Origin of the sequence: Candidatus Chloroploca sp. Khr17 (assembly GCF_004138165.1) — a bacterium.
Classification (GTDB): Bacteria; Chloroflexota; Chloroflexia; order Chloroflexales; family Chloroflexaceae; genus Chloroploca.
Genome location: NZ_RYFF01000086.1, coordinates 1 through 12185, shown reverse-complemented (window position 1 = coordinate 12185; position 12185 = coordinate 1). Strand labels below are relative to the sequence as shown.

Sequence of the window (12185 nt, the reverse complement as noted above, 5' to 3'; positions counted from 1 at the left end):
CATGTACGTGCCATCCTGGATGCCTACGCGGCCCGCGATGCCCGCATTCGGGTCGTCTATCGCACTGAAAACGGCCACATCACCGCCGCGACCAACAGCGCCCTCGCTGCGGCGACCGGCGAGTTCGTGGCTTTCCTGGCTCACGACGCTACCCTGGCGCCGGAAGCCCTCTTTCAGGTGGCGCTGGCAGTCAATATGCAACCGCAGGCCGAACTCGTCAATCCGAATCTGGCGTAACAGCGCCTGCGTGCCCAGTTGATTCGAAGGAGCATGCCCGTGAAACCAGATTTCATTGTGATCGGTGGGCAACGTTGCGGCACGACAGCACTTTTCGCGACACTGCGACAGCATCCTGACATATTCATGCCGCGCTGCAAAGAGCCACGGTTCTTTGCCTTCGTCGATCAGCCGTTAACCTTTGTTGGGCCAGGCGCTGAGCATTTTCGCCAGGGCGTCGTAAGCGATGAGGCGGCTTACCAGGCGCTGTTTGCCCCTGCCGCACCCTCGCAGCGGTGCGGCGAGGCGTCACCCATCTATCTCAGCGCGGCGCAATCGTCTGCCAGCGCTGTTGCCATGCACCAGTTGACGCCCGACGTTCGACTCATTGCCATTCTGCGTCAGCCCGCAGAGCGCACCTATTCAGCCTACTGGCATCACCGCCGATTGGGCATCGAGCCTCTGGCCGACTTTCGCGACGCGTTGGCGGCAGAAGACAGACGCCGGGGGGCGGGCTGGCTGCCTGGCTTTCAGTATTGCGCCAATAGCCGCTACGCGACCAACCTGCACTCCTTTCTGACACTCTTTCCTCGCCGCCAGTTGTGCATCCTTCTTTACGAATCCTGGCGTCAGGCACCAGAGACTGTACTCAAGCAGATAGTGAGCTTTCTCGGGGTGCGTGACGTCGCGTTGCCAAAGGTAGCGCGTGGCATCAACCGTGCGACGGCGCCACGCAATTCCAGACTGGCGCATTGGCTGGACCAGCCTCACCCCCTCAAACAATTGGGGAGCCATTGGCTGCCGAAAACCTGGCGTGATCGGCTTGTGCGCTGGGTGCGCCGGGCCAACGTCACAAACCCACCGCCACTGCCGCGCGATTTGCATGCCGAACTAACCGAGTCATTTCGAGACGATATCTTGGAGTTGCAAGTACTGCTCGGCTGCGATCTCAGCCACTGGCTTACTACGCCAGCCCTACCGTCACACAAAGGCGCAAGAGGGAGGCAAGATTGACGAAAACGCCCATTATTGTCACCGGCATGCACCGTTCGGGGACATCGATGACCGCCATGTTATTGGCGCAACACGGCGTCGATATGGGATCACGCCTGATTCCCGGCAATCGTCATAATCCGCGTGGCTATTTTGAGGACGCTGACTTCGTCAAATTGCAGCGGAGCATGGTGGCTGCGGCTACGGCGGGGGGTACCCGTGGCTGGCCGGATTGGGGCTGGACTGAAGATGAGCGTTTCGATACAACAAGGCTGGCGTCCTTTGCGCCCCACGTGCAACGCCTGATCGAATTACGCTCAACTGGCGCTGTAGTTTGGGGATGGAAAGATCCGCGCAGCACGCTCCTGCTCGAATTCTGGGCGGAACGATTGCCGGAGGCACGTTTTTTGTTGATTTATCGGTATCCCTGGAATGTGGTCGCTTCGATCCAGCGGCTGAACGCACCAATTTTTATCGAACATCCTGAGTATGCCTGGGCGATCTGGCAGTTTTATAACCGGCGGCTGCTGGCGTTTCACCAACGCTTTTCCAAACGCAGTCTGTTAGTCAGCGCCGACCGGCTCTTTGTTGAACCGGAACAACTGCCGCGCCTGATTGAGCAGCGATGGGGAATCCGTCTGGCACCGGACAGGCGGCCAAGCACGGTAGATCAACGCCTGTTCACGACACGTTCGTCCGGCGACCCGATGATCCCGCTGGCGGCGGCGATCTACCCCGGCTGCATTGTTCAACTTGCAGCGCTCGATCAGGCGGCTGATCTGTCTAGCCTGGGCAGGTGGGCGGTCGAGACTGCCCCACTGAAATTCAGCCAGCCGACGGCAATCACTTCCTGTCCAGCCGTATCTATCATCATGCCGTGTTACAATCATGGCAGCTATCTGGTGGAAGCGCTGGTCAGCGTCGAGCGCAGTGCGCCGCCGGGTTGCGAAGTCATGATCGTGGATGATGGCTCCACCGAACCCGAGACGCTGCGCATCCTGGAACGACTCGACGAACTTGGCTATCAAATTCTGCGCCAGCCCAATCAAGGCCTGGCGGCTGCACGCAACCGGGCCATCCAGCAGGCGCACGGCGACATCATCCTGCCGCTTGATGCAGACAACCGGATCCGCCCTGGTTTCATTGAGGCGGCGCTGGCAGTCTTTCGGAACCAATCGGACGTCGGCGTCGTCTACAGCGCACGCCTGGATTTCGGTGCAAAGGATCGCAGAGTCGATCTCCCTGATTTCGACCTGTTGACGATGTTAGGTCGCAACTTCATCGATGCCTGCGCGTTGTTCAGGCGGGAAGTCTGGACACAATGCGGCGGCTATGACGAGACGCTCCACGCGCTGGAAGATTGGGAGCTTTGGCTGCACGCCGCAAAGCATGGGTGGCAGTTCCACCGGCTCGAACCAGTCTACTTCGAGTATCGGGTGCGCACGGATTCCATGCTGCAAACGTTCCGGGCGTCCGAAACCGACCGGCGGCGACATTTTTCCTATATCATGACAAAGCACTTTGAACTGTATCAGCGCCATTTCTTCCAGGTGGCGATAGAACGAGCTACCTACAAACGCAGGCTCGATTACAGGCTGTCCTGGCACATCATCACGTACATTCGACGTCTTAAAAACTGGTTCTTGCACTCAATCTGCAAACTGAAGTGACATGCCAACTATGGAAAGGGGCGATCCTCCTTGACTGCTTTTCAGTGTTTACGAAGCCCAATTGCATTTGGGCGCAGCCCAATCGCGTGTATAGAAACCATAAATTTGTGGAAGAAGTTGCCAACGCAGCTCGGTTGTCATCGCTCTATTCAACGCTGAAGGAGAGATGCTAAATATCATGAGAGAATACCCGGTGCACCTGAAACTTGAACCACCCCCGCTCTATTTTATGCACGTGCCCAAAACCGGCGGCATGGCGCTGGGACAATGGCTGCGCCGCGTCTACGGCACAGGTTATTTCGATCTGAATTTGCCTCAGATCACGAAACTGACGGGTCACCGCATTCAGGACTTTCGCTGTTATCATGCCTGGCATCATGGTCGTAGTATGCTCGAGTGGCTTGGCCGCAGCGATCTCACGGTCATTACCATGCTCCGCGATCCCGTCGAAAGGGTCATATCGGCGTTCAAGTTCCATCAACGAAGAGCTATAGAGGTACCAGTTAACTTCAAACCAGAATTCTTGGCAATGATGCGCACAGTCCAACACAGCCGGATCGAAGCATGCCTGGAGCATGAACTGATCACGCACATGCTCAGCAACGGCCAGGTTCGTCTGCTGGGCATCCGCAAGGATTACGCTGCATTTCTCGCCGCTGTTCGCCGGAACCGCCAGGAGGACGCTCTGTTGCGGCCCTACGACGTTCCCTTGCTCATGGATGCGGATGACATGCCCCTGCTCTACGCCAACGCCCACGCCTGGCTCAACAAAATGCCCATTGTCGGCCTCACCGAGCGCTACCCCGAATCAGTGTTGCTCGTCGCCGATCTGCTGGGCATCCCTGCGCCCACCGAACCACCCCGCGCCAATGTCAACCCGCAGCGCACCGATCCGGCCATGCGCTATCGCGACCAGCTCGCGCCCGAAGTGGTGGCCCGGCTAGAGGAACTGAACCGCTACGACCTGGAACTCTACGCTCATGCCACCGAGCTATTTGAGCATCAATGGGCGCGCTACCGAGCCAAGCCGCAGCGGACGTATAGCATCGCGCCACGCCTGCGCATCCCCCTGCGCGGGGCCGAGTCCCGGCTGAAGCGTTGGCTACGCCGCACCTGGCCGGGGCTTGCGCAGCAGGTGCGGCTGCTACGGGCAAAACGCAGGAACCGGCGCACACCGAACGCAAGCCAAGGCCAACGATGATGAACCGGCTTCACCCCGCGCCAGCCTACACCCCGTGCGCCGATCTCTGGTGCGTCACGGCCTATTTCAATCCGGCCCACTACCGCACCCGGCCGGCCAACTACGCCCGCTTTGCCGCACCCCTGCGTGCAGCCGGTATTCCCCTGCTGACCGTGGAGTGCGCCTTTGGCGACGATCCCTTTGAGCTGCCGCCGGGGCCGGATGTGATCCAGGTGCAGGCGCGAGACGTGCTGTGGCAGAAGGAGCGGCTGATCAATCTGGGCGTGAGCCACCTGCCGCCACAAGCGCAGAAAGTCGCCTGGCTGGACGGTGACATCCTTTTCACCAACCCGGATTGGGCGGTGGAGACCGCCGCACTGCTCGATGCTGTACAAGGCCTTCATCACCAGCAACGGCGATCACTTCCTGGTCCATGCTTTTGCGGGTGACTTCGCGAGCCGCTGCGTGCAGAGTGTGCGCCAGGGGTCACGGCTCAGCAGCCTCAGCCGGCGCACCCAGCGTGGACGGCTCGGTGCGCTGCTGCGCAGCATCGTCCCGCGCCAGTTGCGCCAGGCTTTGCACAACCTGCCAGGCGTCCGCCAGCCCAACAGTCCATACTGGATGCACTTCCTGGCCTGGGGCGAACCAGTTGCAGCCCAGGTAGATGGGCGCATCGGTTGCACGCCGGGCGCGATCCTGCACCTCTGGCATGGCGAAATGAACCATCGTCAGCCTGGCGTGGGACGTCAGTTGCTGCATCAGCATGGCTTCGACCCAGCGCGCGATCTCCGAGTTGGATCTTCGGGCTGTCTGGAGTGGGCCACTGACCAGCCACGGCTACGCCGCTGGCTGCCGGAGTTCTTTCGCCAACGCCGGGAGGATGAAGAGTAAGCTGTGTTCCTGACGTTCCACATTATCTACGTGCCCGGCTCGGTGGTCTACCTGCTGCCGTTTGTGTCAACGCTGCTGCGCTGGTCAGATTGCCGGTTCCGGCTGGTGGCCAACGGCTGCACCACCGCCGAGGTAGCTCTGCTGCAAGCGCGTTGCGCTGATGAACCCAGGCTCGAACTGCTAGCACTGTCCACCGACCGTCCGCTGAGCCACTACCAGGCGCTGAACTACCTCCAGGCCCAGTGCCAGGAGGAGCACTTCTGCTTCCTGGACTCAGACATCCTGGCGACCGGGCCGTTTATGGCGACGATCGAGCCGCTTGTCGGGAGCCACACCGGTCTCTTTGCCGGTGCGCCGCTGTGGATGCGTCCAGGCGACAGGGTTTTCCAACCTGGCTATGACGTTATCTGCGGTGAACATGACCGCACCGTCGTCGGGGTGCCCCTGGGCGGCACCTTCTTTGCGGTGTACGACAATCGGACACTCACCGACCTCATCCATTGCCAGGGCTTCGGCTTCGAGATGCGGAGTTGGCAACAACTGCCGACGCCGCTCCAGGCCTGGTGCGCTGAGCGCGGCCTGGCCGGGCCACGCCATTTCTACGATACCGGCAAGGCGCTCAACCTGAGCCTGCAGCAGCAGGGCTACGCGGTCACCGTTGTCGACTCGCCGCAGTTGCTGCATCTGGGTGGTCTCAGCTTTATCGCCAAGCGCAACTGGTACGACGCCCAGCGCGGGATCGTCGGCATCTACGGCGATCTCTACCGCATGGCTCGGGCGATCTACATTGATTTGCGTCGGCGGATCAACGATGAACCGGTCAATCGCTCGCGCAAGCTGCCCTTTGGTCGCCGCAGACGCATCTATGGACCGTATTTCACCGCCGTGCTCGCTGTAGCTACCGCTGGGCGGAGGCCGCCACCGCAACCCGCCGAGCACGATCCGATAGTGCGGATGCGGGCCGCCGCCGCGTCTGCTGCTGTCATGACCCTCTTCGAGGCCGAGAAAAGAGGCCAGTTGCCGATCAGGGAGCACGTCTGATGGCATGGCTGTGGCGGCGCGGCGAACGTATCTGGCAACTACTGCGTCGTGAGGGTGTGCGTGGATTAATCCGCCGGTTGCGGCAGTGGCGCGGTAGCCCATCCTATACAGCCTGGCTCGCCGCCCACTGCGACGAGCGTGGCCGGCGCTTCAGTCCATCCTTCAAGCCGGGCTGGAGCCCCGATCTCTTGCTCGCCCACAACTATATCAACCACCTGACGGTCTTGCGAACGGAGTTGGTGCGGGCCGTGGGCGGGCTGCGGAGCGGGTTGGAGGGTGCGCAGGATCACGACATGCGCGTGGGCGCGGTCAGATGCCCACGCTGCATGGGCCGCCCTGGGCAAGCGCAATGCCATACGCGAGCGGGCACATATGCGCACGGAATCACAAAGCCATTGAAGGGAGCGTGTCGTAGTGGTGATGGAGAGAACATGAGCCGGGGAACGATGACGATTGACCACCTGACGATGACGCACCGCTCCCCGCGGGGTGCCGTCATCGCGTTAGCTGACGTCTCATTCACCGTGGCGGCGGGCGAGTTCGTCGCGCTCGTCGGCCCGAGCGGCTGTGGCAAATCCACGCTACTGCGGCTGGCCGCCGGGTTGCTCACACCGGACGGCGGGACGATCGCGTTTGCCGCTTGGCCCAAGCCACCCAAACGCCGACTGGTGTTTCAGGATCACAGCTTGTTCCCGTGGATGACCGTCCGCGACAATGTCGCGTTTGGGCTGGAAATGGATGGTGGCTGTATCCCAAAGCCAGCCACCGCCTTTGGCGTTCACCTGCGCTCTACACCTTTCATTGGGGCTTTGAACGCACAAAACAGCGGTATCAAGTTGACTGAAGTGACGGGAACAAAATGCTTACCCAAGACGAGTTGCTCCCATGAGTGTCGCCAATCCATCCGTCTTTGTCGGTGATGTCGCGCTGCCACGCGCACTCGTTGCGCCAGCGGACTTCCGTCCGTTTGCGTGGAGTTGGCTTGACGAGTCGATTGCTCACTGTTTCGCACGCCAAGTTGCCCTACATCCGCATGCCATTGCCGTGCAGGTCGGCGACGCAGCCCTGTCTTACGAACAATTGAGCCGAAGGTCAAACCGCCTGGCGGCCACGCTGTTGCATCGGCTGGGCCGTGATGCCGAGCCAGTGGCGATCCTTGCCAGTGGTGACGTGAACGCCGTGGTGGCGATGATGGGCATCCTCAGCGCCGGCAAGTTCTTTGTCGCAATCAACCCGGCCAGTTCCCAGTTGGAGATGCACGCGATCCTCGCGGACGCAGGGGCAAGCGCAATTGTGACCGACAGGGACGGTGCGGCAGCAGCGTCGCTGGCTGAAGTCGAACCGCTAGGACTCCCGGTTTTTCCCCTGGATGAACTGGAGGTCGCCGACGACGAACCCTTGCCCGCAATCCCGATGACGGGTGCCACGTATGCGCACATCGCCTACACCTCTGGCTCCACCGGCGCACCGAAGGGCATTCTCAAGCCCCATCGCGCCCTGCTTCACCAGAGCATGACCCACATCAACGGCTATTTCATCACACCGGCGGATCGCATGATGGCACCTGCCCCGCTGATCTTTGGAGCATCCCTCGGCATCGTCTTCTCCGCCTTGCTTGGCGGGGCCACGCTGTTGCCGATCCGCCTGAAGAGTCAGACTGCGGCACACCTGCGCGATTGGCTGCGTGATGAACAGGTCACGGTCTATCACTCGGTCGCCTCCTTCTTTCGCCAATTTGCCGCCACGCTGGATGGTGGGGCGAACTTCCCGCACCTGCGCATCATCAAGCTCGGTGGCGAGACGATTCAACCCGAGGACATTCGTCTCTATCGGCATGGTTTTGCCGATCATTGCGTCCTGCGCATCGGGTTGGCCAGCACGGAAGCAGGTAACTACTGCTGGCACTTCATCGGCAAAGAGACCTTTCTCGCGGGGCCGACCGTGCCCGTGGGCCGTCCACTTGTTGGAACGGAAATCCTGTTGCTCGACGAGCACCAGCAGCCGGTGGCGCACGGCGAGATTGGCGAGATTGCAGTCAAGAGCGCATGGCTTGCCAGCGGGTACTGGCGCAACCCAGCGTTGACACAGTCCCGCTTTCTGCCCGATCCGGCTGACCGCCAGAAGCAGATCTATTTGACCGGCGATCTGGGACGGTGGCGCGACGACGGTCTGCTGGAACATCTGGGCCGGGTCGATCAGATGGTCAAGATCAGGGGCAATCGCGTCGAGATCGGTGCCGTCGAAGCGGCACTGCTTGCGCTGCCCGCGATCAACGCGGCGGCGGTCGTGGCGGTGGAAGGCACCGGCAGCGTCAAACACCTTGTGGCCTATCTGACGTCTGCGGCAGAGGAAAGGCCACCTGCTGCCGAACTCAGGAGTCAGCTACAGGCCTCTTTGCCGGACTATATGATCCCGGCGCGCTACGTGCAACTGGAGTGTATGCCGTTGACTGCTTCCGGCAAAGTAGATCGCCAGGCGCTCCCGCCACCGGGCAAGGCACGGCCAGAGGTGGACACGCCCTTCGTCGCCCCGCACAGCGAACAGGAACAACAGATCGCCGATATCTGGGCGGAACTGCTGGAGGTAGACGAGATTGGGGTAGACGACAACTTCTTCGCGTTAGGCGGGGATTCGCTGCTGGCGATGCGGATAGTGCTGGCGGCGGAGCGGGCGACGGGGCAGCGTGTGCCGGCGGAGTTCTTTCGCGAGGCGACCGTGGCGCACCTGGTGCGGCTGTTGGCAGGCAGTTCTGTGCCCTCACCAGCGCAGGAACCCGACGCGACAGTGATGGCCACAGCACCGTCCCCTGTCAGGCAACGCACGCATTCCTGGCAGCGCCGCGTGCGTGCGTTGCCCCAGCGGGTGCGCGTGCGGGTGCGCACCGCCATCGAGGCGCAGGCCTTTCGCAAGCCCTATTTTGAGGGGGTTCAATGGCTGATGGCCTGGTGTGGTCAGCCCTGGGTTCAGGCGCTACTTTATCATCCAGAGAGTCAGCTCGTGCGGCGCTTTGCGCAGAGCATGGGCACGCCGGCAGCGCAGATCGCGCAGGAGGTGCAGTTCAACCTGGTCAGCCAGACCATCCTGGCGCGGTGGAAGGCAGAGAGCGACCATCATCTTCGGCCGGGGCAATGGCAGTCTGTGCTCATCGCCGATCTCAACGAGGCACTGGCGGGTGCTGTCACAAACCGTCGGTGGAGCCAGTATGTCACTGTCGAAGGCGCAGGCCATCTGGCAGGCACGATCGAAGAAGGCCGTGGTGCGATTCTGGTTGGGTTTCACGCGCCGACGCGGTATGCCTCTCAAAGTTATTTCAGCCATTCCATCGTCCCTATGGCAGGGGTGGGCAACCAGCGATATCTGGCGAAGGCAGCCCAGCTCGGGGTGCCAGATGCCAATGCCAAGGACAAACGGTGGCGGGCGGCTGTGGCAATGGATGCCTATCAGACACTGATCAAGGGTGGGTTGGTCGTCATCGCTGGCGATGAACAGAATGTGGCAACCGGTGTCCCCGTTGTGCTCGGAGACCGCCAGCACCGGCTCTCGTCTGGATTTGCCGAGTTGGCAGTCGCCACCGATGCGCTGGTCTTGCCTTTTCACTCCGTGCTATTGGCCGATGGGCGGGTGCGGGTCGTGATCTCGCCGCCACTCGTATGGGATGGCAGCCGCAATCGGAATGAACAAATCTCAACCATCGTTCAGGAATTTGGCCGACGCATAGACTCAATTTGGCGACAAACACCGGCTTCGGTGGGGCGAGTAATCATGGCGCAGCATCTCGCGCTGCCCAGTACGGAGCGAAGCGATGGCGACCCTGCTGCATTTTGAAGCGCCCCCCGTCTACTTCATGCACTTGCCCCGCACTGGCGGCACGGCCTTGGGGAAGTGGCTGCGGGCAACGTACGGCCGACGTGGCTATGTCGATCTGAAAGCAGAGACGCTCTCAGGTGTGACCACCCTTCATTTCCGCCAGTGCTCCTGCTATCATTGCTGGCATCTGGGTAAGGATCTATTCGATTGGCTGGCTCGGCCCGACCTGACTTGCTGCACCCTGCTGCGTCACCCTGTCGAACGCACTGTGTCCGATATCTACGGGATTCAACGCGCGGCGCTGAACTGTGCGCACCGCTTTACCGCGTCTTATCTGGCAGAACTGCAACCGTGGTTGCACGCCACGGCCGACGATTGTATTCGCAGCGGCGCCATGGACGATCTGCTCGCCAACGCCCAAAGCCGCATCTTGGGCAACGAGCACGACTACACATTACTGCTTCAGGCGCCGCGCTCCGGTCTCCGGGCGCCGCTTAACGCCGTCTCCTGGTTCGATTTTCCGTGGTTGGGACAAGCTGCTACAACGTCCGAAGCTGAAGACTACGGCCGCGCCGCCACCTGGCTGAAAGAGATGGCTGTCGTTGGTCTCACCGAACGCTTCGCCGAGTCATTATTGCTCATCGCCGACCTGCTTGGCATCCCTGTCCCGGCGGATCTGCCTCGGATCAACATCAACCCGCAGCGCAGCGACCCGGCTATGCACTACCGGGACCAGCTTGCCCCGGATGTAGTCGCCCGGCTGGAGGAGTTGAATCGCTACGACCTGGAACTCTATGCCTGCGCCACGGAGCTTTTCGCGCAGCAGTGGGCGCGCTATCAAGCCCAACCGCGGCGCACCTACAGCATTGCACCGCGGCTGCGTCAACTTCTCCGTCCACTCAAAGTACCTTTGCAGCGCATTGCTGCGCCCTTTTGGCGCGCCCCTGCCATGCGCCAATACATGCGCTGGTTTGGTCGACGGCAAGGCCTGCGCATCTTGTGGGCAACGTTGTTTGCCCCAGATGGCGAAGTGAAGATCCATTCCCGGCAGGCACGACATCCCCTGCATTTGCGCCTGCGCACTTCCGACTTTCGCATTTATGGTCAGGTGATGGCGCGGGGGGAGTATGATCTGCCCCTATGCCGCACGCCCAAGATCGTGGTTGATGCGGGTGCTAACATCGGCCTGACTGCGGTCTATTTCGCTAATCGCTTTCCCACCGCGCGCATCCTGGCTATCGAGCCGGAAGCAGCCAATTTCAACCTGCTGTGCAAGAATGCTGCTGCCTATCCGCAGATTATCCCGATCCATGCTGCGCTCTGGGATGTGCCTACAAGGCTGGAACTGGTAGGGACGCCAGGGCTGTACGGCGCTATTCACGTGCAAAGGACTGGGCAACCTTCGGCCATGCCGGTGCTTGGACAAGTTGATACAGTGACCTTGACCCAGTTGATGGAGGATTTTCAGCTCGATTTTATAGATCTGCTCAAAGTTGATATTGAAAGTGCGGAAAGAGAGGTTTTTGCCGAGGCCGCGCCCTGGATTGATCAGATCGGCGTCATCATCGTCGAATTGCATGATCGCTTTCAGCGGGGCTGCACGCTCAGTTTTTACGCTGCCACCCACCGTTTCGATCTCGAATGGCATCGGGGCGAACATGTCATCGTGGCTCGCCGCAATTTCATCGCGGAGTATCTGACATGATCCCAGTGTTCTTTGAACCGCCGCCAGTCTACTTCATGCACGTGCCCAAGACCGGCGGCGTTTCCCTGGGGCAGTGGCTGCGCAGCGCCTATGCCGGGGGCTATTTCGATCTCGGCCTGCGGCAGATTACCATGTTGACCGATCGGAACATCAGGGGGTTCCGCTGCTACCATGACTGGCATAACGGTCGCAGCCTGTTCGAGTGGCTTGACCGCCCGGATCTCACCGTGGTAACGCTGCTGCGCAATCCGGTGGAGCGCGCAATCTCGAACTTCAGCTATCAACAACGCTATTATGCAGCCCATCCGGAACGTTTCAAGGTGGAGTTCCGCGCCGAACTTAGCCGGTTATCGGGAATGGAATTGTCGCAATGCCTGGATGACCGACTCCTTACCAACGTGCTCAGCAACGCGCAGTCCCGCCACTTGGGCAACCGTAGCGATTATGAGGCGTTTTTTTCTGCTGTCGCACAATGCGCACCGGATGCACAAGCCCATGCACTGCAGCGCCCGCATGATATCCCCCAGCTTGTGAATGAAGATGACCTGCCCTTGCTGAGCGCCAACGCTCGCGCCTGGCTGGATGAAATGGCCGTCGTTGGCCTCACCGAACGCTACGCCGAGTCAGTGCTGCTCATCGCCGACCTGCTGGGCCTCCCTGCGCCCGTTGAGCCGCCCCGCGC

At 61.0% G+C, this 12185-nt stretch carries 10 protein-coding genes and 1 pseudogene; all 11 read left to right on the top strand.

What is annotated here, in order from left to right; all coding sequences use genetic code 11:
- Positions 1 to 237: glycosyltransferase (locus tag EKD05_RS24010; RefSeq protein WP_129677924.1), on the top strand; the 237-nt coding region annotated here is incomplete at its 5' end.
- Between the two features lie 39 nt (positions 238 to 276).
- A complete protein-coding gene (locus tag EKD05_RS24005) occupies positions 277 to 1230 on the top strand; it encodes a sulfotransferase domain-containing protein (protein ID WP_165360941.1) in 954 nt (317 codons plus the stop codon).
- Positions 1227 to 2879, top strand: a complete 1653-nt coding sequence (locus EKD05_RS24000; protein WP_129677920.1) for a glycosyltransferase — start codon at positions 1227 to 1229, stop codon at positions 2877 to 2879. Before EKD05_RS24005 ends, EKD05_RS24000 begins: the two co-directional genes overlap by 4 nt.
- Before the next feature lie 178 nt (positions 2880 to 3057).
- On the top strand, positions 3058 to 4080 hold the full coding sequence (locus EKD05_RS23995) for a sulfotransferase family 2 domain-containing protein (RefSeq protein ID WP_165360940.1): 1023 nt from the start codon (positions 3058 to 3060) through the stop codon (positions 4078 to 4080).
- Positions 4077 to 4508, top strand: a complete 432-nt coding sequence (locus EKD05_RS23990) for a hypothetical protein (protein WP_129677916.1) — start codon at positions 4077 to 4079, stop codon at positions 4506 to 4508. Before EKD05_RS23995 ends, EKD05_RS23990 begins: the two co-directional genes overlap by 4 nt.
- Before the next feature lie 16 nt (positions 4509 to 4524).
- On the top strand, positions 4525 to 4950 hold the full coding sequence (locus EKD05_RS23985) for a hypothetical protein (protein ID WP_129677914.1): 426 nt from the start codon (positions 4525 to 4527) through the stop codon (positions 4948 to 4950).
- 3 nt (positions 4951 to 4953) lie between these two features.
- Positions 4954 to 5991, top strand: coding sequence for a hypothetical protein (locus tag EKD05_RS23980; protein ID WP_129677912.1), 1038 nt, complete (start codon positions 4954 to 4956; stop codon positions 5989 to 5991).
- Positions 5991 to 6911, top strand: coding sequence for an ATP-binding cassette domain-containing protein (locus EKD05_RS26910; protein ID WP_129677910.1), 921 nt, complete (start codon positions 5991 to 5993; stop codon positions 6909 to 6911). The genes EKD05_RS23980 and EKD05_RS26910 overlap by 1 nt, the downstream gene beginning before the upstream one ends.
- Positions 6877 to 9816: an AMP-binding protein gene (locus EKD05_RS23970; protein WP_129677908.1), complete on the top strand. Its 2940-nt coding sequence runs from the start codon at positions 6877 to 6879 to the stop codon at positions 9814 to 9816. Before EKD05_RS26910 ends, EKD05_RS23970 begins: the two co-directional genes overlap by 35 nt.
- Positions 9794 to 11503, top strand: a complete 1710-nt coding sequence (locus EKD05_RS23965) for an FkbM family methyltransferase (RefSeq protein ID WP_129677906.1) — start codon at positions 9794 to 9796, stop codon at positions 11501 to 11503. Before EKD05_RS23970 ends, EKD05_RS23965 begins: the two co-directional genes overlap by 23 nt.
- Positions 11500 to 12185 (top strand): annotated as a pseudogene (locus EKD05_RS23960) (sulfotransferase family 2 domain-containing protein); the annotation flags it as partial. The gene EKD05_RS23965 and the pseudogene EKD05_RS23960, both read left to right, overlap by 4 nt.